General features: G+C 58.9%; 24 protein-coding genes. 11 read left to right on the top strand and 13 right to left on the bottom strand.

What is annotated here, in order from left to right; all coding sequences use genetic code 11:
- Positions 1-91: 91 nt before the first annotated feature.
- Positions 92-382: a hypothetical protein gene (locus FJU08_RS22830; RefSeq protein ID WP_181409913.1), complete on the bottom strand. Its 291-nt coding sequence runs from the start codon at positions 380-382 to the stop codon at positions 92-94.
- A 750-nt stretch (positions 383-1132) separates the two neighbouring features.
- Here FJU08_RS22830 and FJU08_RS18160 point away from each other — a divergent pair.
- Positions 1133-3952 carry a M16 family metallopeptidase gene (locus FJU08_RS18160; protein WP_181409912.1) on the top strand — a complete coding sequence of 940 codons (2820 nt, stop codon included), beginning with the start codon at positions 1133-1135 and terminating at the stop codon, positions 3950-3952.
- Positions 3953-4062: 110 nt separating this feature from the next.
- On the opposite strand, the gene FJU08_RS18155 is transcribed toward FJU08_RS18160, so the two are convergent.
- The 9 genes from FJU08_RS18155 to pdxR form a co-directional block, all read right to left on the bottom strand.
- Positions 4063-5679 carry a GMC family oxidoreductase gene (locus FJU08_RS18155; RefSeq protein WP_141150458.1) on the bottom strand — a complete coding sequence of 539 codons (1617 nt, stop codon included), beginning with the start codon at positions 5677-5679 and terminating at the stop codon, positions 4063-4065.
- A gap of 4 nt (positions 5680-5683) precedes the next feature.
- Positions 5684-6040 (bottom strand): cupin domain-containing protein, encoded by a 357-nt coding sequence (locus tag FJU08_RS18150; RefSeq protein WP_141150457.1) that lies wholly within the window; start codon positions 6038-6040, stop codon positions 5684-5686.
- 16 nt (positions 6041-6056) lie between these two features.
- Positions 6057-6881: an ABC transporter permease gene (locus tag FJU08_RS18145; protein ID WP_141150456.1), complete on the bottom strand. Its 825-nt coding sequence runs from the start codon at positions 6879-6881 to the stop codon at positions 6057-6059.
- The gene (locus FJU08_RS18140; RefSeq protein WP_141150455.1) at positions 6881-7774 is read right to left on the bottom strand and encodes an ABC transporter permease; all 894 of its coding nucleotides are present in this window, start codon (positions 7772-7774) and stop codon (positions 6881-6883) included. Before FJU08_RS18140 ends, FJU08_RS18145 begins: the two co-directional genes overlap by 1 nt.
- A gap of 1 nt (position 7775) precedes the next feature.
- A complete protein-coding gene (locus tag FJU08_RS18135; RefSeq protein WP_141150454.1) occupies positions 7776-8870 on the bottom strand; it encodes an ABC transporter ATP-binding protein in 1095 nt (364 codons plus the stop codon).
- 102 nt (positions 8871-8972) lie between these two features.
- Entirely contained in the window at positions 8973-10016 is a 1044-nt protein-coding gene (locus tag FJU08_RS18130; RefSeq protein WP_141150453.1) for an ABC transporter substrate-binding protein, read from the bottom strand.
- 84 nt (positions 10017-10100) lie between these two features.
- Complete coding sequence (locus tag FJU08_RS18125) at positions 10101-11408, bottom strand: NAD(P)/FAD-dependent oxidoreductase (RefSeq protein WP_141150452.1); 1308 nt, start codon at positions 11406-11408, stop codon at positions 10101-10103.
- 201 nt (positions 11409-11609) lie between these two features.
- On the bottom strand, positions 11610-12806 hold the full coding sequence (locus FJU08_RS18120; RefSeq protein WP_181409911.1) for a mandelate racemase/muconate lactonizing enzyme family protein: 1197 nt from the start codon (positions 12804-12806) through the stop codon (positions 11610-11612).
- A gap of 110 nt (positions 12807-12916) precedes the next feature.
- A complete protein-coding gene (gene pdxR, locus FJU08_RS18115) occupies positions 12917-14407 on the bottom strand; it encodes a MocR-like pyridoxine biosynthesis transcription factor PdxR (RefSeq protein ID WP_141150450.1) in 1491 nt (496 codons plus the stop codon).
- Positions 14408-14531: 124 nt separating this feature from the next.
- On the opposite strand from pdxR, the gene FJU08_RS18110 reads away from it, so the two are divergent.
- A complete protein-coding gene (locus FJU08_RS18110; RefSeq protein WP_141150449.1) occupies positions 14532-15638 on the top strand; it encodes a mandelate racemase/muconate lactonizing enzyme family protein in 1107 nt (368 codons plus the stop codon).
- 11 nt (positions 15639-15649) lie between these two features.
- The gene (locus FJU08_RS18105; RefSeq protein ID WP_141150448.1) at positions 15650-17125 is read left to right on the top strand and encodes an aldehyde dehydrogenase family protein; all 1476 of its coding nucleotides are present in this window, start codon (positions 15650-15652) and stop codon (positions 17123-17125) included.
- Here FJU08_RS18105 and FJU08_RS18100 read toward each other — a convergent pair.
- On the bottom strand, positions 17115-17477 hold the full coding sequence (locus tag FJU08_RS18100) for a hypothetical protein (protein ID WP_141150447.1): 363 nt from the start codon (positions 17475-17477) through the stop codon (positions 17115-17117). The two genes, FJU08_RS18105 and FJU08_RS18100, sit on opposite strands and share 11 nt — an antisense overlap.
- A 112-nt stretch (positions 17478-17589) precedes the next feature.
- Here FJU08_RS18100 and FJU08_RS18095 point away from each other — a divergent pair, with 112 nt between their 5' ends.
- From FJU08_RS18095 to FJU08_RS18060, 8 genes are all read left to right on the top strand, one after another.
- Positions 17590-18849 carry an alanine racemase gene (locus tag FJU08_RS18095; RefSeq protein WP_141150446.1) on the top strand — a complete coding sequence of 420 codons (1260 nt, stop codon included), beginning with the start codon at positions 17590-17592 and terminating at the stop codon, positions 18847-18849.
- Between the two features lie 14 nt (positions 18850-18863).
- Positions 18864-19532: an amino acid ABC transporter permease gene (locus FJU08_RS18090; RefSeq protein ID WP_141150445.1), complete on the top strand. Its 669-nt coding sequence runs from the start codon at positions 18864-18866 to the stop codon at positions 19530-19532.
- 9 nt (positions 19533-19541) lie between these two features.
- Entirely contained in the window at positions 19542-20192 is a 651-nt protein-coding gene (locus FJU08_RS18085; protein ID WP_141150444.1) for an amino acid ABC transporter permease, read from the top strand.
- Positions 20179-20910, top strand: coding sequence for an amino acid ABC transporter ATP-binding protein (locus tag FJU08_RS18080; protein ID WP_141150443.1), 732 nt, complete (start codon positions 20179-20181; stop codon positions 20908-20910). The genes FJU08_RS18085 and FJU08_RS18080 overlap by 14 nt, the downstream gene beginning before the upstream one ends.
- Before the next feature lie 33 nt (positions 20911-20943).
- The gene (locus FJU08_RS18075) at positions 20944-21726 is read left to right on the top strand and encodes a transporter substrate-binding domain-containing protein (protein ID WP_141150442.1); all 783 of its coding nucleotides are present in this window, start codon (positions 20944-20946) and stop codon (positions 21724-21726) included.
- A gap of 72 nt (positions 21727-21798) precedes the next feature.
- Positions 21799-22143, top strand: coding sequence for a RidA family protein (locus FJU08_RS18070; RefSeq protein WP_141150441.1), 345 nt, complete (start codon positions 21799-21801; stop codon positions 22141-22143).
- A 30-nt stretch (positions 22144-22173) separates the two neighbouring features.
- Positions 22174-23178, top strand: coding sequence for a succinylglutamate desuccinylase/aspartoacylase family protein (locus FJU08_RS18065; protein ID WP_141150440.1), 1005 nt, complete (start codon positions 22174-22176; stop codon positions 23176-23178).
- A 37-nt stretch (positions 23179-23215) separates the two neighbouring features.
- The gene (locus FJU08_RS18060) at positions 23216-24298 is read left to right on the top strand and encodes a LacI family DNA-binding transcriptional regulator (RefSeq protein ID WP_141150439.1); all 1083 of its coding nucleotides are present in this window, start codon (positions 23216-23218) and stop codon (positions 24296-24298) included.
- 27 nt (positions 24299-24325) lie between these two features.
- On the opposite strand, the gene FJU08_RS18055 is transcribed toward FJU08_RS18060, so the two are convergent.
- Complete coding sequence (locus tag FJU08_RS18055; protein ID WP_141150438.1) at positions 24326-25144, bottom strand: ABC transporter permease subunit; 819 nt, start codon at positions 25142-25144, stop codon at positions 24326-24328.
- Entirely contained in the window at positions 25141-26037 is an 897-nt protein-coding gene (locus FJU08_RS18050) for an ABC transporter permease subunit (RefSeq protein ID WP_210245272.1), read from the bottom strand. Before FJU08_RS18050 ends, FJU08_RS18055 begins: the two co-directional genes overlap by 4 nt.
- Positions 26038-26047 lie beyond the last annotated feature (10 nt).

The raw sequence follows: 26047 nt of genomic DNA, 5'->3' as shown, positions 1-26047 counted from the left end.
CAGGGCTGGGAAATATTCTGGGCCGTCCCATTGACAAAAACTTCCCGGACACGCTGTGCCGCCATCAAATTCAGGTTAAGTGAAAACGTACTCATATCGACATTTGGATCGATTTTGAAGCGAAGCCGGTAAAAAGCGAACTCACTAACCCATTTATTTGGGGTAGAAGCAGCACTTGAAGAATTAGAAATCCAACCGGCATTCCCTTCTGGAAACACCGCTCTGGACGCAAATCCGATCGGCCACCAATTATCCTGAATAACGGCATCAAAATAGGTTCCAGCACCTGGAAAACCCGGTAAAGAATCATCGGTTTGGTTGGGGTGTACACCTCTTGGCAAAGAAGAAAACTGCCAGTAACGATCAGTTCCAGATAGAGCATGACTTCCCGGCCCGGTCGCCGCCGTATTCAAGATCCAGCTTTCGGTCCCGCAGGTCAGTGTCGGGATTTCCGCCGCGGCGGCCTCAGGCACGATCGCCGGTACGGGGGCCAGAAAGAGTGGCGCCTCCAGCGCGAAAGCCAACGCCAGCAGGCCAAGCCGGCGTAGCGGCCTGCCGCTGACAAGGGCTGCAGGGCAGCGCATGGCATGGCTGAAAATGATGGAAAGAACGGCAAAGACCTGCACGGCCAGATATTTCATGACAAACTGTCCCCTTACCGGCAGGGCGATGCAACGACCGCGCCGGAATAAATGCCCTCTACAGAAATCGCGTTGAAATGCCCGTTGCCAAAAGGTGGAGATTCCCAGTTCCCACCTGCAACAGGTAAAGCATTCGATTACCTGTAATATCAGATACTAAATCGGGGGTTTTCATATTTTATGCCCGGCCTATGTCACACTCTATTAAAGTAATACTTGACGAGTAATGGCAGACATACATTTCATGCCGGGGATGAAATTCAGGGCAGGAACAGCTATGTTCGGGACCACTGCCAGAAGCAGATCCATCCCTTGTGGCGGCGGCGACGATTTTTTTAATGCCTCGGCCGCTGTGCCGGGAAGGGCCGTTTAGCACCGTCAGCAGTGCCACCGAGACGAAACAATTTCCCCTTAAAAGCGCCGGAATCCGAAATCAACCTGAAGATGCGGCATACCGTCATACACCTGACGACGCATCTGAAGGAGAGAAAATGAGGCCCACCAAAACACGCACCGCCCTGCCGACAATCACATTGATGACCTGCCTGCTTGTTCCGCCGGTGACGGCCAGTGCGGAAATGGAAGCGCCAGCCTCTGGCTGGAGCCAGAAGCAGGATGGCACGGCGGCTTCCGGCCTCGCTGTTTCAGCAAAGGTTCTCGACGCGCTTCAGCTCGATATCCCGGCTGAGAAAACGGTTCTCGACAACGGCCTTACGCTGGTCGTGAATGAAGATCACGCGCAGCCTTTGATCGCTGTCAGTATCTGGTATCACGTCGGGTCCAAGAATGAACCTCCGGGCAGATCGGGTTTCGCCCATCTGTTTGAGCATCTCATGTTTAACGGCTCGGCCAACTTCAATGACGATTTCTTCAAGGCGACCCGGAAGATCGGGGCGACAGGCCTGAACGGGACGACGTCAACCGACCGCACGAATTATTATGAAACCGTGCCGAAGAACGCGCTGGATTCGATCCTCTGGCTGGAAAGCGACCGGATGGGTCACCTGCTTGACGCGATTGATCAGGCGAAGCTGGAAGAACAGCTTGCCGTTGTTAAAAACGAGATGCGGGAGCATCTGAACAGTCCCTATGGCATGGCCTATGAAAAGGCTTTCACGGCAGGCGTGCCCTTTGGACATCCCTATTACCACTCAGTCCTGGGTTCGATCGAAGATCTTGATGCTGCCACGCTCGACGACGTCAAGAACTGGTTCCGGGATTATTATGGCCCATCCAACGCGGTGATTGTTCTGTCCGGCGACATCACCATGGAGGAGGCACGCAAAGCCGTCGAGAAATATTTCGGCAATATTCCCGGCGGAAAGCCGATCGCTGCACCGACCAGCTGGCCCGTCAAGATGGCCGAACCGATCCGTGAAGTCGTTGAAGACAACGTCTCACACCCGCAGCTCTTCCAGGTGCTCAACGGCCCGCCGCTCGTCAGTCAGGATCTGACCTATCTGAAAATTCTGGCGCATATCCTGGGAGGCGACAGCAATAGCCGTCTCTACAAGCGGCTTGTCGTGGATGAAGCACTGGCGACGGATGTCGACACCTTTGTTTATGATCGCGAACTGGGCAGTCAGTTCTTTATCACCGTAACAACAAAAAAGGATGCAGATCGCGCGCGCGTCGAAGAAATCGTGAAGGAAGAACTGGCGCTTTTGACCGACTTCGGCCCAAGCGAGGAAGAACTGGCCTATGTCCGCGCGTCAGAGCTTTCCGACTTCGCCCGCAATCTGGAAGACCTTTCCTTCAAAGCCGATCTGCTCAATGCCAGCACCACCTTCTACGGTGACCCTTCTGGCTGGAAGAGAGAGGTTGAAGACTTGAAATCGGCCCGCCTGAGCGACATCAAACAGGCGGCAAAAGACTGGCTCAATGCGCCGGCCTATACATTATGGGCAATGCCTTTCCCCGACACGGCGGTAACAGGTGAGGAAGCCGATCGTTCCGCCATACCCAAGCCTGAAGGCATGGTCATGGCCGATTTCCCAGACATCGAAACGGCGACACTGGACAACGGCATGAGGCTGATGGTCGCTCACCGCGATGGTGCCCCGATTGTCGACTTCTCGATGCTGCTGAAAACGGGACCGGACGCGTCCTGGAGCGAAACGGCCGAGGGGACGGGTGTACTGGCCGTGTCGCTTCTGGCGCATGGTACGGATCGGTTGACCCGGGAGGAGATCAATACCGAGCTCGGGCTGCTCGGGGCGGATTTCGCCGCAACGATCGACGACAAGGGCAGCCGGATCTCGCTTTCAGCAATGCAAAGCGGCCTGAAGGAAAGCCTTGCCATCTACTCCGATATCATCATGCATCCCTCATTCCCGGAAGATGAGTTTGCCTGGGTCAAGGCGTTGACAATGGACGGCCTTGAACAGAGCAAGGACGACCCTGAAGTGGTCGTCGATCGTGTCCTGTCAGAGGTGATGCTGGGTAAGGACAGCCCCTATGGGCGTCTGGCAACGGAAGAATCGCTCGCAGCCATCGACCGCGCAGCGCTGGAGGACTTCCACAGCACCTGGTTCCGCCCCAATAATGCAACGCTGGTCATTTCCGGCGATACCAGTCTGGCAGAAATCCGCCCGCTGGTGGAAGCGGCCTTCAAGGGCTGGGATGCTCAGGCCGTTCCGGATGTCATCACCCCGGAGGAGCCTGTCATCAGCGCGGCAAATGTCTACCTCGTCGACAAGCCCGGCGCGATCCAGAGCGTTATCGAGGCTGCGGTCACAGCACCACCTCTATCGGAAGACGACCAGGAGGCCCGCATGATCTTCAACAAGATCATGAGCGGTGAATTTGTCTCACGCGTCAACATGAAGCTGCGTGAGGAAAAGGGCTGGTCCTATGGCACCCACAGCGGTTTCGGTGGCCCGGATGGCGGCCGGCTGTTCTCTATCAATGCTCCGGTACAATCTGACAAGACCGCCGAGGCGATGACAAAACTCGCGAAAATCCTTCAGGGCGTGGTCTCGGATCAACCAGTCACAAGTGATGAGGTGAAGCAAGCGAAGGATCAGGCCATCCTGAGTCTGCCGGATGCATGGTCCAGCAATCAGGGCATCACCGACTATCTTGTCTCCGAGGTGCGGAACGGTCTGCCTCAGGGCTATTATGACAGCTATGCCGAAAAGCTCGTCAGCATCGATGAGGATGCCGTGAACAAGGCCGCACAGGCCATGCTTGGCGGCAAGCCGCTGACCTGGGTCGTCGTCGGAGACCGCGCGAAAATCGAAGAGGACATCAAGGCGCTCGGCCTAGGCCCGGTCCATGTTGTCGATACCGACGGCAACCCCGTCGAATAATCGGAAGAAAACCCGCCTGCACCCATTGGCCGGTGCGGGCGGGTGCAGAAGGTCGCTCCGACCGCATGCGGGTCTTGCATATCGCTTCGGTGCAAGAGCTGCCGGGCTTTTCAGCGCTGCCCGGCCAGAACCAGATCGGCCGCCTTCTCTGCGACCATGATGGTTGGCGCATTGGTGTTGCCGCAGGTCAGCGTCGGAAAGATCGAGGCATCGATCACCCGCAACGCCTCGGTTCCGTAAACCCGCAGTGATGCATCGACGACATCCGTCTCGGGATCCGGGCCCATGCGGCATGTGCTGACCGGATGAAAAACCGTGCCGGAACGTTTGCGCGCATCTTCAAGCAGTTCTTCATCTGAGCGCACATCCGGTCCCGGTTCAACTTCCGACTTGATGATTGCGGCCAGAGAGGGCGTTTCGGCCAGTCGTCGCACAAGGCGGGAGGCGGCAATCATTTCCTGCCGGTCAAATTCCGTCGAAAGATAGTTCGGATGGATGACCGGCGCTGAAAGCGGGTCCGGGTTTCTGATTTCCAGATATCCCCGGCTCGTCGGCCGGGTCGGCTGTACACCGAGAAGAAAGCCTGAAAACGGGTCAGGCCGCATCAGCGGGCGTTCGCCGGGCGGCGCCTTTGAATAGCTCATCGGCGAGAAGAAAAGCTGCATATTCGGGGCATCAAGCCCAGGACGCGAGCGGACAAAACCGCCTGCATGGTTGATGCCGAGCGACAAGGGGCCGGTCCGCGTCAGAAGATATTGCAGGCCAAAACGCATGCGCCCCGAAAGCGGTGACAGCTGGTCGTTCAGCGTCGGCACCTTCGCGGTGAACATGTAGTCGATGCAGAGATGATCCTGCAGGTGCCGGCCAACGCCTTCGCGCGGGGTGACAACCGCAATGCCATGGCGTTGCAGCAATGTGGCCGGTCCGATGCCGGAATGCTGCAGCAGCAAAGGCGAGTTGATGGCGCCGGCCGAAACAATCACCTCCCGGCGCGCGCTTGCCTCATGCATGGTTCCGTTTTGACGGTATCGGACGCCAACAGCCCTGTTGCCGTCGAAGAGGATCTTTTCGGCGAACGCATGGGTTTCGACCTTGAGATTTTTGCGTTTCAGCGCCGGGCGCAGATAGGCACGCGCTGTCGACATGCGCATGCCACCCCTGGTGGTGATCTGGTAAATGCCGACGCCTTCTAGAGACGCTCCGTTGAAATCGTCATTCTCGGCAAAGCCTGCTTCGGTGCTCGCTCTTATGAAATTGCCGCAGGTCGGGTGGATATCCTTATCCTTGCTTTCGATCGTGAGCGGACCATCACCGCCGCGCATGTCATTTGCACCGCGATCATTGCTTTCGAGCTTCTTGAAATAGGGCAGGACATCGTCAAACCCCCAGCCGGGATTGCCCATCGCCGCCCAGCCATCGAAATCCGAGCGATGCCCGCGCACGAAGATCATCGCATTGATGGCGCTGGAGCCGCCAAGCGCCTTGCCACGCGGCCAGTAGGAGGGGCGCCCGCCAAGCCCTTCATCCGGTTCGGTCATATACATCCAGTTATAGCGCTTGTCATAAAATGCCTTGCCATAACCGATTGGCATCATCAGCCAGAAGGAGCGGTCAGAGCCGCCCGCCTCCAGAAGCAGGACCGAATAGCGGCCATTTTCCGACAGCCGGTTGGCGAGCACGGAGCCGGCGGAACCAGCCCCGATGATGATGAAATCGAACGTCGCCATGGGATCAGCGTGCCTCGATGATGAAGAGCTTGCGGACATGCTGATGGATCTCCCACTCACCTGTCCAGCCCTGTGGCAGGACAAGAAGATCGCCGGCTGAAACCGTCCGTCCGCCACTTCCGTCAGCATTCTTCACCGTGGCTCTGCCGGAGATGATCTGGCAATATTCGCCCGCCTTGGTTCGATCTGCGGTAAAGCGGCCCGGCGTGCATTCCCACACGCCGATCTTTGTCGAGCCGTCTGGCGAAGACCAAAGCATGGCAGAGGCTTCCTCCTGTCCGTCCGTCAGCCTTGTTGGCTTTGGCTGAAAGGGGCCGAGCGCCACATCGGCAAGGGCGGCAAACGCTTCAAGTCTAGTCATATGATATTCCTTGCACTCACTCGGAAGACCTGTTGCCGCCAAAGACCTGCGCCAGCACCATCATCGCGGTCGTGACCAGGATCATGATTGTCGAGATGGAGGCGATCGTCGGGTCGATCTGGTCTCTGAGCGCATTGAACATGTTGCGCGTCAGTGTTGGATTGTCGCCGCCGGAGATGAACATCGCCACGACCACCTCGTCAAACGAGGTGAGGAAGGACAGCAATGCTGCGGTGACCACGGCAAAGCGGATCTGCGGCAGGGTCACGGTCAGAAAGGCCTTCCACCGTGGCGCGCCGAGCGAGCGTGCGGCGTTTTCCTGTGCCATGTCGAAGGACCTGAAGGCAGAGCCGCTGACGATCACCACCAGCGGCAAAGCCAGCACGGTGTGTGCCAGAACCAGGCCGGTGACCGTATAGAGAATGTGCAGCTTGACATAGACATAGAACGCCCCGACAGCCACAAGCACGACCGGCACCATCATCGGCGTGATCAGCAGAACAAAGGCGATCCGCACGAATGAAAGTTTCGCCGTATGGAAGGCATAGGCGGCGAGTACGCCAACGGGCGTCGCAACCAGCATTGTCAGGATTGCAACCTTGATCGATGTCCAGGTCGCGCGCATCCATTCATCGGAGCTGAAATAGTGCTCATACCACCGAAACGACCAATGCTTCGGTGGAAATTCAAGATACTGACTGTCGGAAAACGACATTGGAACGACGATCAGCGTCGGCACGACAAGAAACAGGATGATCAGTGTTGCCAGAGCGTAGAGCCAGAGCCTGCCGCCATGGGTGACCTGTGTTTCGGTCGCCGGGGTATCAAGCCATTTCAGCATCAGTGTCCGCCTCCGGCAATCTGGTCGAGGTTGAGGAATTTCGAGGCGATCCAGAGGATAACCATGGTCATCACCAGCAGCACGACGCCCAGCGCACTCGCAGCCCCCCAATTTACGAACATCTCGATATTGGAAACGATCTTCATCGACACCATGATGACCTTGCCCCCGCCGAGAACCGCCGGCGTGACATAAAAGCCGAGGCAGAGAATGAAGACCATCAGCGCTCCGGCGAAGAGACCGGGAATGGTCAGCGGGAAAAACACGGTCCAGAACGCATGTTTCGGGGAGGCGCCCAGATTGGCTGCGGCCTTCATCAGGTCCCGGTCAATCGCCTTCATCGCCCTGAAGGTGGGCAGGATGAGGAAGGGCAGCATGATATGAACCATGCCGATCAGCGTGCCGGTCATGTCATGGACCATCTTGATCGGCTCATCCCAGAGCCCGAGCGAAATGGCCCATTGGTTGATCAGTCCCTGTTTTTGCAGCAGCACCAGCCAGGCATAGGTGCGCACAAGAAGCGATGTCCAGAAGGGCAGCAAGACGGCAATCATGAAAATGCTGGCGAGGCGGTTGGGCAGCTGCGCCAGAAAATAGGCCATCGGATAGCCGATCAGGATCGTCAGAGCGGTGGTGAAGACACTGACCTCGAAGGTCATCTCGAAGATGCGGCGGTAGGAACTGCGACTGATCATCCGCGCATAGTTCTCAAGCGAAAAGCTGCCATCCGCGCCGATGAAGGACAGATAAAACAACCAGCCGACAGGGATCACGAGAACCACGAAAACGATCAGCAATGCGGGTGCGCTGAGGCCGAAAAGCTTCAGCTTCTCGATACGCTCATCATGCTTCAGCCCCGCTGCATTGGTGTGTTTGGCAAGGGATGCGGCCATGTCAGTCCTCGCTTCCGTCGATGACAACCGCGTCATCAGGTTCGAGGTTGAGCATTACCTTGTCACCGACCGATGGCATGACCGAGAGATTGGCGCCGCGCACGGCGCCGCGCATGGTGATCAGCGTTCCATCCGACAGCTCGGATTGCAGCAGATAGCTGTCGCCCTGATAGACCACTTCGCGGGCAATGGCTTCAAACCGGTTGCTGCTTTCGCCGTTATTGTCGCGGGCGAGCGTGATGCGCTCCGGGCGGATCATCAACTGCAGGTCTTTTGCCTCGGGTACGGAACCGGCAATCTTCAGCGGCATATCGCCAAAGGCGACGCCCTTGCCGGTGCGCTGCACCGAAAGGAAGGTTGAATCGCCGATAAAGTCTGCAACGAAACGGTTGGCGGGCTGTTCGTAGAGATCGCGCGGGGCGGCCAGCTGCATGATCCGGCCATGGTTCACAACGGCGATGCGGTCGGACATGGTCAGCGCCTCACGCTGGTCATGGGTCACATAGACTGTGGTCATGCCGAGCTTTTCGTGCAGATGGCGAAGCTCGATCTGCATCTGGTCGCGCAGCTTCTTGTCGAGCGCCGAGAGCGGCTCGTCCATCAGCAAAATGCGGGGTTCGAAAACGATCGATCGGGCAAGCGCGACACGCTGGCGCTGACCGCCGGAAAGCTGGGTGATGCGGCGATTGCCATAGCCGCCGAGCTGCACGGTTTCCAGGGCGCGCTCAACCCGCGTGGCGATCTCGGCCTTGGGCACTTTCCGCAGCTTGAGTGGATAGGCGACATTGCCAGCCACGGTCATATGCGGAAACAGCGCATAGTTTTGAAACGTCATGCCGACATCGCGCAGGTGCGGAGCGAGGCGGATCACTTCGCGATCGCCGAATTTCAGGCTGCCGCTGTCAGGCCTGGTAAACCCTGCCAGCACCATCAAAAGCGTCGTTTTGCCCGAGCCGGACGGGCCGAGCAGGGTCAGGAATTCACCGCTCCTGACCTCCAGTGAGACATCGTCGAGCGCGTGAACTTTCCCGTAAGTCTTGGTGATGTGGCTGACGCTAATTGGCAGCGCTTCGGTATTTCGAGCCGTCAAGGCCATTCCTCCCAGGGGAGCTTCAAGGATTGGATATGCAGCATTGCGGGGGGCGGGCACCAGCACAGAGCGCTCCACCCCCCTTTTTGCACGCTCAGGCATGGACTACTATTCGGTCAGCATGTCCTGATACATTTCATTGGCTGTCGTTTCCCACTTGATATACCAGTCAAGCGAGATCGGAAGCTGTTTGGCGGCATTTTCCGGCGAGGACGGAAGCGTTGCGGCAACTTCCGGCGAAATCTCGCCTGTTTCATAGGCCTGCGTGTTGGTGGGACCATAGGAGATGTATTTCGGCAGGTCGTCCTGGTACTCAGCCTTGGAAATTTCGGCCAGGAACTTCATCGCCAGATCCTTGTGCGGTGCGCCCTTCGGGATGGCAAAGCAGTCAACGTCGAACAGTCCCTGATTGAAGCTGTAGGCAACTTTGGCGCCGTCCTTGGCGGCGTTGCCGAAGCGGCCGTTCCAGCCGGTGGTCATATCCACCTCACCATCCTTCATCAGCTGTGCCTGCTGGGCGCCGGATGTCCAGAAGACCTCGATATGCGGCTTTAGTTCGCGAATCTTGTCAATCGCGCGCTCGATACCTGCTTCGGAATCGAGAACGCTGTAGACGTCTTCCGGCGCGACGCCATCAGCCATCAAGGCTGGTTCCAGTGCGCCTGCGACGCTGTTGCCGCGATAGGCGCGGCTGCCGGGAAACTTCTCGGTGTCCCAGAAATCGGCCCAGCTATCGGGACCGTCTTCGCCGTAGGTGTCGGTATTCCATGCGTAAGTTGTCGAGAATACATCACTGCCGACGCAATAATCGGAATAAGTGCCTTTCAGGAAATGGGAAACGTCGACGACGTTGTAATCGATCGGTTCGAGCAGGCCTTCTGCGCCAGCCCGCGCCGCCGAGCCTGTGCCGCTGGCGACCAGGTCGAAAGTCACCTGACCTGTCTGCACCTGCAAGCGGACATCCGACATGCCGCTATAGGTTTCCTGCGTCAGGTCGATGCCCATCGCCTTGGCGGCCGGCTCGAAAAGCGCCTTGCTTTCAGCGTCCTGAAACGAGCCGCCCCAGGAGGCGACCGTCAATTCGTTGTCCTGCGCCATTGCCGATGAGGCAAGGAGCGTTGCAATCAGTGTCAAAGTCAATCTGCTGTTCATTTTCCCTCTTTCTCTTTTTAGAGTTTTCGATTTTCTCGTTATGCTCAGATCCGCCATCTGTTTTGATATTCGGGTCGCGTGCCGCTAGACGTGCGGCTTGCCCCCGGCCCAGGGGTGTTTGTCGACGAAGCGGTACCAGGTTACGGCTGCGGGCAGGAACCAGGGCTTGCCGAAGTAGAACGGGCGGGTCGGATGCTTCAGGTCGTCAAAGGCGGTCTTCCCTTCCGACGATCCCAGTATCTTCAACCCTGCCTTCATGCCGAGATAGCTCGCCATTGAAACACCGGAGCCGCAATAGCCAAGCGCGTAATGGACCCCGTCATGGCAGCCGGTATGGGCCAGTTCATCAAACGAGTAGGCTACGAACCCGGTCCAGGAATGGGTGATCGCAGCGCTCGTCAGTTCCGGAAAGATCCGGATCATCGCGTCTCGTAGCCTCGGCCCGCTGACCGCCGGATCCATCTCGGAAGCCGAGACGCGGCCACCGAAGAGAATGCGCTTCCGGTCAGGGCTGGCACGGTAATAGTAAAGCACCTTGCAGGTATCGCTGGCGATCCGCCCGGTCGGAAACAGGCGGTCGACCACGCCCTCGGGCAGTTCCTCGGTGGCGATCATATAGCTGCCGATCGGGATCACACGGCGCTTGAGCCACGGCGTCGCGCCAGTCGTGTAACCATTGGTCGCCACCAGAACGTTGCGCGCCGAAACCGGCCCTCTTTCCGTTCTCACCTCAAAGCCGCTACCCTGGCGCTCGATCGCTGTGACACGGCAATGTCCGGCGATCTCGACGCCTGCCTCAAGCGCCCGCTGCATCAGGGCGCGGTGATATTTTGCCGGCTGGAGCGCACAATGTTTCGGATAGACCACGCCGCCGTGATAGGTGTCGCTGCCGAGCTCCTTGTGTTGCTCTGCGCGTGGCACGGCAAAGGTCTCGATACCTTCGTCACGCCGCAGCTTTTCCGCTTCCCGCACAAGGACCTCGTAATGCTCGGGCGTATGGGCGGCATGAAAGCGGCCATTGCGCTCGAAATCGCAGTCGAAGCCCTCAGCGGCGACAAACTGGCCGAACCAGTCCAGAGCATCGACACCGGACTTGCGAATGGCACGGGCCTTTCGTTCTCCGAACTTCGCCGCCAGCGTCGAAAGCGACGGTTTCACGCTGGTACTGATCTGACCGCCATTGCGCGTTGAGCAGCCAAAACCTGGTGCCTCGGCATCAAGCACAAGAACGGAGCGTCCGCCGCGCGCGGCAACCAGTGCGGTATTCAAACCCGTGTAGCCAGAACCGACAATCACCAGATCCGCCTGTTTGCGCGGCTCTGATAGGGTGGCGGGAGCAGGGCCCAGATCCATGTGCCAGTATGGCGTTGTGCTTGGTTGCGCGGCGCGCATGCGATTTTCCTATGTTCAGTGGCCTGTCCGCTCGGTTGCCGGGCATCTGACGGTCTTGATCTTCGTTAAGAAAACCGTATGAGAGAAATGGATGGCTCGTGATATCCAATTTGACGATTTCACCAGACCATTTCTGCCAAAAAACGACGACTTGCAGACCCCGCAGTCTGACCAGCGGGATCTGCACACTCTCAATGCGGGTCAAAAGCCGGAAAGCGTTTCAGGCATCCAGTGAACGTCCTTGCGGCTGGCCTTGAAGAAGCATTGTCCATATTTTTCCAGGCTGTCAGGATCGATCTCAAAGCCAAGGCCGGGGGCTTGCGGCATATTGAACCAGCCCTTGTCGTGCAGGAAAGGCTGGGTGAAGATCATGTCACGGGCTTCCGGTATCCATCCGGGCTCTGCGATCGGGTATTCAAACAGCGCTTCGCCAGCAAAGCCGCTGGCGGCGAAGACATGGGCATTGACGATGAAGCCGAAACCGTTTGACCAGCAATGCGGCGTGAATTTGAGCCCGCGTTCCCGGCAGAGTGCGGCAACCTTCAGGCTCTGGCTGATCCCGCCAGCCCACATCGCATCGGGCTGATAGATGTTGTAGCAACCCATCTTCAGCATCCGCGCCAGCTCGCGATAACCCATGACATGCAGCTCGCCACCGGCAACGGGGACACGCGAATGGGTCGTCAGCTCAGCGATTTCCTCGTGCCATTCGCCGAAAAGCGGCTCTTCCACCCAGGCAAGGCCGACATCGGCTGCCGCATCGACAAAACGCTTGGCGCGCTCCAGCGACCAGAGCGGCGCCTTGCCGTTCTGGGTCAGCCGGAAGGCTTGGTTGCAATCGACCGAGATCTTCATCCGGCCCTGCATATGGGTCGCGATATCGGAGATATGTTCGATGTCGACCGCCTCATCAAAATCGTGAACGCGGATCTTCATCGTGTCGAAGCCCTCGGCAAAGCGGGCTTCGGCTTCCTCGCGGCGCACCTGCGGTGCCTTCAGTTCACCGGCAGAGGCATAGAGCTTGATCCGGTCGTCGGTTCCGCCAAGGTATTTGTAAAGTGGCAGGCCAGCGGTCTTCGCCTTGATATCCCAGAATGCCGGTTCCAGCCACCAGTTGAAATTGCCGCCGGCCGCCATGATCTGGATGCGCTCGGCAAGATTGTCGATGTCGTCCGCATCCTGTCCGAGAAACAGGCTAGCGATCGGATCGCCGAGGCCGGCGCGTTCGCGCCCGGAGGCCGGAAAGCCACTCCATCCCTCGACACCGTCATCGGTGATGAACCGGGCGATACACATGGAAACATGGGTCCTGATCGTACCGGGAATCCAAGACGGCGCATGCGGCGCAGGCAATGGTGTTTTCACCAGATAGAGCTCGACGCGGTCAAGCACTTGCATATTTCGGTCCTTTCGGAGGTTCCTTGGCTCGTTGGTCATGTCAGACTGGCGTGACCGGTATATGAAAACTATGAAAGGAATGGATTGGTCGTGATATCCAATTTGACAAATTATACAGACCAATTCGAGTGGAGTGCCGGGAGATCGCGTACAATGTCGATCCCCTTGCGCAACTCTTCCGGCGGTGCGCTGCCGAAGCCGAACACAAGTCCATTCTTTTCAATCGGGGCAAGGCAATAGCGTGACAGCGGCGCCAGAATGACACCGCGTTCACGCGCCTGTTCGACCACGGTCCTTGCATCGATATGCGGTGCGAGGTCCGCCGTTGCGTGAAATCCGCTTCTGGTTTCCTGCAGCCGGACGGTCTCGGGCAGCGAGATTGCTGCTTCTCTCAAGGCATCATAACGGGCCTTGTAGAGCCTGCGCATCAGCCGGATATGCGTGGCAAAATGCCCCTCATCCATGAAATCGGCGACAATCGCCTGGGTCGCGGTTGCCGGTCCGCTGGCCCAGGCGGCAAAGGTCTGATCGAAAGCATCGATCATGCCTTCGGGCACCAGAATGAAGCCAAGTCTCAGCGCCGGAAACAGCGACTTGGAAAAGGTGCCGACATAGAGCACGCGCCCGGATGTGTCGGTGCTGTAGAGGGCAGGCTGTGGCGCATTGTCGAAGTAAAATTCGCCATCATAATCATCTTCGATGATCAGCCCCTGCGCTTCTTCGGCCGCGCGCAGCAGTTCGAAACGCCGCGCCAGAGACATGACATGACCAAGCGGCTGCTGATGCGTCGGCGTTACGAAGGCCAGGCGGAAATGCGGTGACTTTTTCAGGCCATCAGCAACGACCATGCCTTCCTCATCAATGCCGACGGGAACCAGCTCCGCCCCCTGCGACAGAAAGGCATTGCGCGCGCCCGATGCGCCGGGATTTTCCATCCACACCCTGTCTCCCGGATTAAGCAGCATATGGGCGATCAGGGCGAAACCGTGCTGTGCGCCACAGGTGATGAAGATCTGTTCCTCGTGGCAGCGTATCCCCTTCAGTGCACTCAGATGCGTGGCAATCGCCTGGCGCAGGGCGCGCATGCCCTTCGGTTCGCCATAACCCATGACCTTGCTGCGCGCGCCGCGCAGCTGGCGGGCGGAAATGCGCGCCCAGTTGGTCATCGGGAAGGCATCAAGGGCAGGGAGCGCCGTAATGAAGGCGCGCGCCTCATGCGGCAGCCAGGTCCGCCGTGCATAGGACGGCTCGGCATGGGTGATGGCGTAGGAAAGCCGCGGCTTGCTCCCCGTTTTGGCGGGCTCAGCCATGCCCTGCGGCGGGCGCTGGGCATCAAGCGCATCGCTGACGAATGTACCGGCGCCGACCCGCGACACCAGCATGCCCTCAACGGTGAGGCGCTCGACAGCATCGATCACTGTCGTTCGCGACACACCGAGCTCGCGTGCCAGAATGCGTGTTGCCGGCAGACGGTCGCCCGCGCGCAGACCGCCGGACAGGATGATGTCGCGCAGCGCCATGTAAAGCTGAACGCCAACGCCTTTGCGCGAAGTTCGGTCGAGCTTGATATAGGAAAGAAGCGCACCGGCTGAATGTTTCATAAGCCGCAAACCTCGCGATTAAAGTGAAATTGGTCTGGAACAAGTTCTGAAATGGATATGTCTGATGCGCCAATTATGCCGCAAATGAAATGAAGTACAAGTTGACCAGAGCAATCGAAGTCTTATGAAACTCATCAAGATCGAAACATTCACCGACGAATTCATCTGCTTTGTCCGCGCCACCGCGCAGGACGGGGCCATCGGCTGGGGGCAGGTGGCGCCCTATTTCGCCGATATCACCGCTGAGGTTCTTCACCGGCAGATCGCGCCGCATGTGCTCGGCCTTGACTGCAGCGATATCGACGCGATGGTCGATCATGCGCGCGACAGGGAACACAAGTTTCCGGGGGCCTATCTGCGCCGCGCCATGGGCGGCGTTGATACGGCGCTCTGGGACATGGCGGGCAAGCGTGCTGACAAGCCGGTCTGTTCGCTGATCGGCGGCACGCCCGGCACGCTCAGGGCCTATGGCTCGTCGATGAAGCGTGACATCACGCCCGAGGACGAAAAAGAGCGTTTCCTGCGGCTGCGCGGCGAATATGGCTTTGATGCTTTCAAGTTCCGCATCGGTGCGGAGGTCGGACATAATCAGGACGAGTGGCCGGGCCGCACTGAGGAAATCGTTCCGCTGATTGCGAATGCGCTGGGCGGCGAGGCCGCATTGCTGGTTGATGCCAATTCCTGCTATTCGCCTGCCAAGGCGATCGCGGTCGGGCATTTCCTTCAGGATAACGGTATATCCCATTATGAGGAGCCGTGTCCTTACTGGGAGTTCGACCAGACCAAAGAGGTGAAGGAAGCGCTCGAGATCGACATTACCGGCGGCGAGCAGGACTGCATGATCGAAAACTGGCGACTGATGATCAGGGACAGGGTTGTTGACGTGCTGCAACCCGATATCTGCTATCTTGGCGGCATGTCGCGCAGCCTGCGGGTGGCGCGCATGGCCGAGGCGGCTGGCATGCCGGTCACGCCGCACAGTGCGAACCTGTCTCTGGTCACGCTGTTCACCATGCACTATCTGCGCGCCATCAAGACGGCGGGCAAATATCTTGAATTTTCGATCGAGGGCCGCGACTACTATCCATGGCAGGAAGGTCTCTTCCTCAATGATCCGTTCCACGTTGAGAACGGGCAGGTAACCGTGACCGATGCCCCTGGATGGGGCATCGAAATCAACCCGGAATGGCTGGCCAGATCGCGTTATCAGGTCAGCGAACTGCAGGACTGAAGGTGATGATCATGAACATCGAAGACATTCTCGCCGGGAAAAGGCCGGAAGGTCTTCCCGATGGCCATTTCATTGATGGTCAGTTCCGCCGTTCGTCTGATGCCGAGCTCATGGAAAGCTTTGACGCCGGGCGCGGCGAGGCTTTTGCCAGCTTCGTCAACGGTACGGCTGCCGATGTCGATGAAGCGGTCGCCAGCGCCAGAAAAGCCTTCGTGAATGTCTGGCGCGACATGGCGCCGGCCGAGCGCGGGCGTATTCTGGGGCGTGCCGCCAGCCTGCTGCGCGAAGAGGCCGAGCGCTTTGCCATCGTCGAGACGCTCGACTGCGGCAAGACGCTTTCGGAAGCGCGCGGCGATGTCATGGGCGCTGCCCGTGCCTTTGAATATTACGCTGGCGCCTCCGATAAGCTTCAGGGCGCGAGTTTCCCGCTGGCAAAGGGCTATCTCGGCTTCAGCCTGAATGAGCCAATGGGAGTTTCGGCCCAGATTATCCCGTGGAACTATCCAATTTCGACAGCAGCACGCGGCATGGCCCCGGCTCTTGCCGCAGGGTGCTCCGTTGTCGCCAAACCGGCAGAGCAGACCCCGTTTACTGCGCTTATGCTCGCAGACCTGCTGTCGCGCGCGGGCCTGCCCGATGGCGTCTGCAACGTCATCACCGGAACAGGCGCTGCCGTCGGCGCGCCGTTGAGCGCCCATCGCGATATCGATCAGATTACATTCACCGGCTCCGTTGTCACCGGCCAGCGGGTGATGCAGAGCGCCGCCGAACATGTCACCCGGCTGGTGCTGGAGCTGGGCGGGAAGTCACCAGTTGTCGTGCTCAGCGACTGCAACCGCGCGGCCGCTATCGACGGCGTGCTTGGTGCAATCTTTGAAAATGCCGGGCAGATCTGCTCGGCAGGATCACGACTGGTGATCGAACGCTCGATCCATGATGAATTCGTTGCCGAACTCGTTCGTCGGGCCGAGAAATACCGCCTTGGCCACGGGCTGCGCGATCCGGATTTCGGCCCGCTCAATTCCGCAGCCCATCTGCAAAAGGTCTCCGGTATCATTGATGAGGCGGAGGCCCGCGGCGCAAAAATCCTGACCGGCGGTGAGGTGGCAACCGATCCCGAAACAGGCAAAGGCTGGTTCTACAAGCCAACGATCATTGCCGACACGCCCTCAAGCGACGATCTCGTGCAGGAAGAAATTTTCGGACCGGTGCTGACCGTACAGGTCGCCGACGATGCCGAACACGCGCTCAGGCTTGCCAATGACTGCCAGTATGGCCTCGTCGGAGGCATCTACACGCAGGACATCTCCAAGGCGCTGAAGCTTGCCCGCGACATCGATGCCGGACAGATCTTCGTCAACGAATATTTCGCTGGCGGCGTCGAAGTGCCCTTCGGCGGTAACAAGATGTCGGGCTTCGGCCGCGAAAAAGGGCTTGAGGGCATGCTCTCCTATTGCAAGACCAAAAGCATAGCGATCAAGATTTAGGATAGGCGCAGCGGGTCTCCGGTGCTTCTTGATCCGCAGGCGAATCCCGGTTTTCAGCGCGTAAAGCCGGCCGGGATCCCTTGACGCTGGCCGGCAATATAAAGCGGAGCGCTTTTGGCCGGCCGATAACATAGATGCTGGAATGGCCTTTGTCGGCAATGCGTTCTATGCGCAGTGTTACGGTGCCCGGATGCGCCTTGTGACAGCGGTCTGACAGAAGATCGTTGTTTTCGTTGATCCGGCGTCTGCTGCGGCTTCCAGGGCGCAGCGTCCCTTTCCCGCCCACCGGCAGCAAGAAAAATCGGATCGGCCGCCACGGCGAAACCGGGTGGGCGATCACCTCTTCAGACACTCGAAATCAAACGTCACCACAATGCGCTGAACGACATTGAAAATGATATTGACAACGTTTTCATAAAGTGTTTTTTGCAATGACAACGTTTTCAGAATAAACGGGAACAGAGATGACGATCAGCTATTTCAGGGGCATTGCCGCCCCCGTCTCCGCACGTCTCGACATGATTGAAGCGCCAGGCTTACGCCCGCAATCCGGTGCCATACCCCTGCCGGTTCTGGCGCTGGATGAGGATGTGTTTGAGGCAAATTGCCGGGCCATGTTTGGCTATGCCGAAAAGGCCGGCGTGTTGCTGGCGCCGCATGCCAAGACCCCGATGTCGCCCGAACTGGCCCAGCGCCTGATCGATCAGGGCGCCTTTTCGCTTTCGGCTGCAAACTATCAGCAGGCAGCGGTGCTTGCGGGCCACGGCGTCCGGCGCGTCCTGATTGCCAACGAGATCGGCGGCAAGGCCTCAGGGCAGCGTTTTGCCACGCTTGCACGCGAATATCCGGGCACCGAATTCAGCTTCTTCGTTGATTCCCTGTCAAGCCTTGCGGCTGTCGCGGAAATCGGCAAAGCCACTGGCCAGCGCGTCGAAATCCTGATCGAGGTGGGCACAGGTCGCGGCGGTGCCCGCGATATCGCGACCGTTCGATCCATTGTCACGGCCGCTCTGGCCGAACCAGCCGTCCGCATTGTTGGTGTTTCGACATATGAAGGGGCCGCTGCCAAGGCAACCATTGCTGAGACCAGCCTGTCATTCCATGCGCTTTTCGCGCTCACGCTGGAGGCCTTCGCGCTGATCCGCGAGGCCCTGCCTGACCAGCCACTCTATCTTTCGGCTGGCGGCTCGTCCTATTTCGACATGGTCATCGACGCTTTGAAACCTGCAGCAGACCGTGATGGCAACACGAAGATCCTGCTGCGCTCCGGCGCGATCTATTTTCATGATCACGGGGTCTATCAGCGGGCGCTTTCAGCACTTGACGAACGTGGCGGCTTTGTCCGCATCACCGGGAAGACGGCATCCGAAAGCTTCGCGCCCGCACTTTCAATCTATGCCGAAGTGCTTTCGCGGCCCGAGCCAGGCCTTGCCATTTGCGGCATGGGCATGCGCGATGTTTCCTATGATCAGGACTTGCCTCTGCCGCTTTCTGTCTGGCGCGACGACGTCCTTCTCTACACGGCGCCAAGCGCGATGCGCGTTGCAAAACTCAATGACCAGCATGCCTTCGTGACGCTGCACCCCCATGCTGAACTGGAAGTTGGCGACATCGTTGCCTTCGGCATTTCTCACCCCTGCACCTGTCTCGATCGCTGGCGGCTGATTTTCGGCCACAGAGCGGACGGCGTGCTGTCCTCCGTCTACCCGACCTATTTCGGATAACAGAGCGAACTCCCATGCCAAATCTGAATTTTCGCCAGCTATGGCGATACGAGGATGACTTCATCCATGGCGTTCAGGTCACATTGCTTCTGACCCTTGTCGCCGTTACTGCGGGCCTCGTGATCGGGCTTGTCTGCGCCGTCTTTTCCTCAAGCCGCAACACGGCTGTCAGAGTGCTGATCCGCTCCTATGTCGAAGCGATCCGCAACACGCCGGTTCTGATCCAGTTGTTCCTGATCTTCTTCGTCCTGCCCTATGCCGGACTGAAATTTCCGCCCTTCTATGCCGCCAGCATCGCGCTGTCGCTCAATATGGGCGCCTATGCGACGGAGATCATCCGCGGCGGTCTTGCATCGATCCCGAAAAGTCAGCGTGAGGCGGGCGAATGTCTCGGTCTGACCGGTTGGCAGGTTTTCTACCATGTCATCCTGCCGCCTGCGCTGCGCAATATCTATCCCTCGCTGACCAGCCAGATCGTGCTGCTGCTGCTCGGCACATCGGTCGCTTCGCAGGTTTCCGCACCGGAACTGTTCCATGTCGCTTCCTTTGTCGACAGCCGGACCTATCGCTCCTTCGAGACCTATCTGATCATGTGCGGCATCTATTTCGCGCTCGTCATCGTCTTCCGCATCATCTTTGCCGTGATCGGCCGCGTGGCCTTTCGCTGGCCGACCGGACGATAGGAGGGGCCCATGCGCGCATTTACCATCTCCGATTTCCTCACCATGCTCTCCGGCCTGCAATGGACTGCGACGCTGGTTGTCATTGCCCTTTTCTTCGGCGCACCGCTGGCACTCATCATCGCCCGCATGTGCACGAGCCGCAGTGCAATTGCCCGTCTTGCGGCGACCGGTCTTCTCCAGCTCGTTCAGGGCGTGCCGGTTCTGGGGCTGCTGGTATTCTTCTATTTCGGCATGCCGGTTTTTCTCGGCATCAAGGTGCCGGCCATGGTCTCGGTCGGTGTTGCCTATACCATCTTCACGGCTGCCTTTCTCGGCGAAATCTGGCGTGGCGGCATCCAGTCGGTTCATGTTGCCCAGAGTGAGGCCGGTGCCTGTCTCGGCCTGACCGGCTGGCAGACCTTCCGCCATATCGTCGCGCCGCAGGCCTTCCGCACGTCGCTTCCGGCAACGATCGGCTTTGTCGTGCAGCTGATCAAGAATACCTCGCTCGCCTCGATTGTCGGCTTTGTCGAGTTGTCGCGGACCGGCCAGCTCGCCAGTGCGGCAACTTTCAAGCCTCTGCTCTGCTACGCGCTGGTCGCCGCCATCTATTTCATCGTCTGTTTCCCGCTCACGCAGTGGTCCCGTTTCCTGGAGGTCAAGCTCAATGGCGCTCGTTGATATTGCCAACGTTCACAAGAATTTCGGCCATGTTGAGGTCCTCAAGGGGATCGACCTTGCCATCGAGAAGGGCGAGATCGTCACCATTATCGGCCGCTCCGGTTCCGGCAAGTCAACGCTTCTGCGCTGCATCAACGGGCTGGAATCCATCGATCAGGGCGATATCCGTATTGATGGCCAGCAGGTTCACCACAACAAGACGGATCTGCGCAAGATGCGCGAGCATGTCGGCATCGTCTTCCAGCAGTTCAACCTGTTTCCGCATATGACGGTTGAGCGCAACATCACACTGGCACCGATCCTGACGAAAAAGATTTCGAAAGGCGCAGACGCGCGGGCGCTGGCGGAGAAGGTGCTCACCCAGGTGGGGCTGGAGCAGAAGATCGATGCCTATCCCTCCCAGCTGTCCGGTGGCCAGCAACAGCGCGTGGCCATTGCCCGCTGCCTTGCCATGTCACCCTCGCTGATGCTGTTCGACGAGGTGACCTCGGCGCTCGATCCCGAACTTGTCGGTGAGGTTTTGAAGGTCATGGAAGACCTCGCCCGGCAGGGCATGACCATGATCCTGGTCACCCACGAAATGAACTTCGCGCGCAACGTCGCCTCGAAGCTCATCTTCATGCATCACGGCCGCGTCCATGAGCAGGGCCGGCCCGCAGAATTGTTCGCCAATCCCAAAACCCCGGAACTTGCGAACTTCATCAGCTCGGTTCGCTGAGCATCCTAACCAAGCCCAAACAGGGGAACGAAAATGAAGCATTTCAAGACTATTATCGCGGCTGCCGCCATTGCCGCGGCCTCGCTCACCACGGCCACAAGCGCCTTTGCCAGCAAGCTGAGCGACATTCTCGACAGCGGCGAAGTCCGTATCGGCGTCCTCGGCGATGCAGCGCCCTGGGGCTTTCACGATGAAAATGGCAATCTCACCGGCTTCGACATTGAACTGGCGAAGCAGGTTGCCGAAGATCTCGGCGTCAAGCTCGATCTGGTCGAAGTCACCGGCCCGGCGCGTATCCCGAGCCTGTTGTCCGACCAGATCGATATCCTGATCGCCGCGGCAGGCGCCACGCCGGAACGTGCCCAGCAGGTCATGTTCACCACGCCTTATGTGGCGGTTCAGCTCGGCGTCTACGGCAAGTCCGATGCGCCGGCCTTTGAAACGGCTGCCGACCTCAAGGGTCAGTCGATCGCCGTTGCCCGCGGCTCCACGCTGGATGTCTGGCTGACCGACAATGCGCCTGAAGCCAATATTGTCCGCTTCGACGATACCGCCAGCGCCATGGCCGCCTATTTCGCCGGCCAGACAGACTTCTTTGCCGAAAACAGCGCGATTGCGCTGAGCGCCGCCAATGGCAAGGACGTTGCCCTGAAATTCCTCATCCGCCAGTCGCCGGCGCATGCGGCCGTTGCCCAGGGCGAACATGACCTGCTGCAGTGGCTCAATACCGATCTCTTCTACAACCGCATGAATGGCAAGCTTCAGGCGCTTCAGACGAAGTGGTTCAACGAAGCAACCGCGCTGCCGTGGATGTGATTGCGTGACCCGGAGCCGCCCCAAGGCGGGCGGCTCCGCCCATTCGAAACAAACCAACAAAGGAATAGATCCATGATCAAGCGCTATGAAGTCGGCTCCCGCATGAGCCAGGCCGTTGTTTCGGGCGGGCATGTTCACATTGCCGGGCAGGTGCCGGACAATCGCAAGGCGCCTTTCGAGCAGCAGGCCCGCGAAGTGCTGGCGCGTCTCGACAAGCTGATGGCCGATGCCGGAACGGATAAGTCGAAGCTTGTCTCCGTCACGGTATTGCTGCCGCATATCTCTGATTTCGATGCGCTCAATGCCGTTTACGATGCCTGGATTGATCCGGAAAATCCGCCGGCTCGCGCCTGCTATGAAGCGCGGCTCGCCGACCCTGACCTGCGTGTCGAGATGACCGCGATTGCGGCCCTCTAATCGCCATCGGTCAATTCAGGACAAACGAAAATGCATACTGGTGTTTTTCACGACCTCGATCTTTCGGCCGAGGGCAAGTCAATCAGCTATATTTCCATTCCCATGTCGGTGGATCGTTCTCCCTATTTTCAGGTGAAGGTTCCGGTCGTGACGCTGAAGAATGGCGACGGCCCGCGTATTTTGCTGATGGCTGGCAATCACGGTGATGAGTATGAGGGCGAGATCACACTGTCACGGCTGTCGCGACTGCTGACGCCGGAGATGATCCGTGGCTCGGTGACGATCATTCCTTTCACCAATGCCCCGGCCGTCATGGCGGCCAGGCGTTGCTCGCCGCTGGATGGCGGTAATCTGAACCGGGCCTTTCCGGGCGATAACGCGGGAACACCGACACAGCGCATTGCCTATTTCCTCGAACATACGCTGTTTCCGGCCCATGATGTGGTTTTCGATATTCATGCGGGCGGCACGTCGATGGAGCATCTCGGCTGTGCGCTGATCGAGCATATGGCTGATCCGAAGCAGCACGAAAAGGCGCTGGAACTGATGCAGGCCATGGGCCTTTCCTACGGCTTCGTCGCTGAAAATGGCGTTGATGCGCCAACGTCGATGGCCGCTGCCGCCCGGGCCGGTGCCATCGGTATTTCCGGTGAATTTGGCGGCTGCGCCACCGCCAGTGTGACCTCGATCCGCCTGACATCCATGGCCATTGACCGCGTCCTCATGACGCTTGGTATCGTTGACCGGCCGGTGCTGAATGCAGCTTTGCCCGCAGCCGAGCCGATGACGCTGCTGGCGCTTAAAACCCATCGCCAGGCCATCTATGCAACCAGGCGCGGCTGGTACGAGCCTGCTGTTTCGCTCGGTGATACGGTCAAGGCTGGTGATCTCGCTGGCTGGTATCATGATTTCGAGCGGCTTGAACTGGCGGAAGAACCGCTTTACTTCCAAGAATCAGGTGTGGTTCTGTCGCGTCGACTGCACACGGACAGTCAGGCTGGTGACTGCCTGATACAGGTTGCACTTTTTGCATGAAACGGGCCCATTCGGGCCGGCGGGGGCCGGAGACTTCATGAGCGAGACCGATTTGAATGCCCATAGTTTCGATCAGGTCGTTCGGGTCTGGCGAGGATCTGGAAATGGTCCGGTTTCCGCAAAGAACGGGCGCCCTCCCGACATCAAGGAGGTCGCCCGGCTTGCCGGTGTTTCACCGGTGACGGTATCGCGTGCCCTTAGGCAACCGGATATCGTCTCCCAGAAGACCCGCGAACGGATCCTCAGCGTTGTTCGCGAGACCGGCTATGCGTCCAATCCGCACGCGGTCGCGCTGCGCTCCGGACGCTCGACGATTGTGGCCGCCTTTGTCTCCAACCTTCTGAGCCAGCAATATTCGCAGGCCGTGCGTGCCTGTGCGCGGGTTCTTGAGGCGGAGGGCTATCAGCTGATGGTGGGGCAGACATCCTATTCCTATGCCATGGAACAGACCGCTATCCGTTCACTGATCGCACTTCGGCCTGCAGCGGTTTTCTTCACCGGCGTTATCGAGCTGGAAGAACACCGGCAGCAATTGAGCGAACTCGATATTCCGGTTGTTGAAAGCTGGGCCTATCCGCGTGATCCGCTGGATATGCTGGTCGGTATCTCCAATACGGATGGCGGGCGCATGGCGGCCGAACATCTGGTGGAGAAGGGCTATCGCCGCCTTGCCTATCTCGGACGCAGCGGTGGCCGTGGCTCGTTGCGTCTGAAGGGATTTCAGGCGCGAGCCCAGGAGCTTGGCGCCGACATTGTCCGCACCTTCTCGATCGATGGTATTGCCACGATCCATGACGGGCGGCAGGCCTGCCGCAGGATCCTTGATGAACCGCGTGATTTCGATGCAGTTTTCTGCGCCAATGACCTGCTTGGCACTGGCATGCTCCTTGAGGCTCGCCAGCGTGGGGTCAGGGTGCCGGACGAACTGGCCATCCTGTCCTTTGGTCACAATGATCTTGCCGGCGAACTGACGCCACGGCTGACAACGATCTCCTTTGATGTTGATCATCTCGGTGGTCGTGCGGCCGAACTGATCATCGCCCGCCTTTCCGGTGGCGAAAATACATCCGCCCCGCGTGAATGCCTCGATCTTCAGCTGCATGCCGGTGAAAGCACGTGACATTGCTCCATGCCTGAAAACAGGCGGTCAGTGGTGGCGAGCAAGGGTTTCATCGCGTTGGCGGCGGCGGATCGCACGGCGTGATATGAGGCTTGCCGCGACGACACCGGTCGCCACAAGCACCAGCAGAATCGTCGAGAGCGCGTTGATCTCCGGTGAGACACCCAGCCGGATCGAGGAGTAGATCTTGATCGGCAGCGTGGTTGAGGCCGGACCTGTGGTGAAGGAGGCAATGACCAGATCGTCGAGTGAGAGGGTGAAGGCCAGAAGCCAGCCCGAAATGATCGCCGGGGCGATAATCGGCAGGGTGACCAGACGAAAGGCACTGAGCGGGGTGCAGCCGAGATCAAGTGCAGCCTCTTCCAGTGCCTGATCGAAAGATTTCAGCCGTGCGGTCACGACGACGGCGACATAGCACATCAAGAACGTCGTGTGGGCCAGCACTACAGTCAGGACGCCGCGTTCGATTCCCATCGCGATAAAGAGCAGCAGGAGCGACAGACCGGTGATCACATCGGGCATGACCAGCGGCGCGAATGTCATGCCCATAAACAGCGTTCGTCCCGGAAAACGGCGGATCCGCACCAGTATCAGAGCGGTCATCGTGCCTAGAATGGTGCCCAATGTGGCCGAGATCACCCCAACCTGCAGCGTGATCCAGGCCGCAGACAGCATTTGCTGATCATGAAACAGCACGCCATACCATTTGAACGAAAAACCGCCCCAGACGGCCACCAGTTTCGAGGCGTTGAAACTGTAGGTGACAAGGATCACCAGCGGCACGTAGAGAAAGCTGAGGCCGAGAACAAGCGAGATCAGATTGAACAGGCTCAGGTGACGGCTCATTGTCCGCCCTCCTCGCCACGGGCCTGTGAACGCTGGAACATGAGGATCGGGACGATGAGGATGATCAGCAGGACCACCGCCACGGCCGAGGCTGTTGGCCAGTCGCGATTGGAGAAGAATTCGTCCCACAGGACGGCGCCGATCATCAGCGTGTGCGAGCCGCCCAGAAGTGAGGGGATCACGAATTCGCCGATTGCCGGGATGAAGACCAGGAAACATCCGGCGATGATACCCTGTTTCGATTGTGGCACCGTGACCAGCCAGAAGGCCGAGAGGCGCGAACAGCCCAGATCCTCGGCCGCCTCCAGAAGCGAGACATCCATCCTGTCAAGTGCGGCATAGATCGGCAGCACCATGAAGGGCAGATAGCCGTAGACAATGCCGAGATAGATGGCGAAGTCGGTATTCATCATCTGCAGCGGCTGGTCGATGACGCCGAGCCAGGTGAGCAGCTGGTTGATTAGCCCCTCTTTCGAGATGATGCCGATCCACGCATAGATGCGGATCAGAAACGAGGTCCAGAATGGCAGGATCACCAGCATCAGCAGCGCCGGGCGCCACTCGGCCCTGGCGCGCGACATGGCATAGGCGATGGGATAACCGAGCAGCAAGGTCAGGAGCGTCGCGAAAAATGCTATTCTGAGGCTGGAGACATAGGCTTTCCAGTAGAGATCGTCGGTCGTCAGATAGATGAAGTTGTCGAAGCTGAGTTCAGACAGGAATGACCGGATTGCGCTCCACCCGCCCCAGATGTCGAGGGTCGGTGAATAGGGGGGGATGGCGAGCGCAATCTCGGAAAGCGAGATCTTCAGCGCGATCAGGAAGGGGACAAGAAACAGCGTCAGCAGCCAGAGAAACGGAATGGCAATCAGGGCCAGGCGGCGCAACTTCATCGCAGAGCTC

The organism is Martelella alba (assembly GCF_006516955.1).
Classification (GTDB): domain Bacteria; phylum Pseudomonadota; class Alphaproteobacteria; order Rhizobiales; family Rhizobiaceae; genus Martelella; species Martelella alba.
This window is presented reverse-complemented; position numbering and strand designations above follow the sequence as displayed.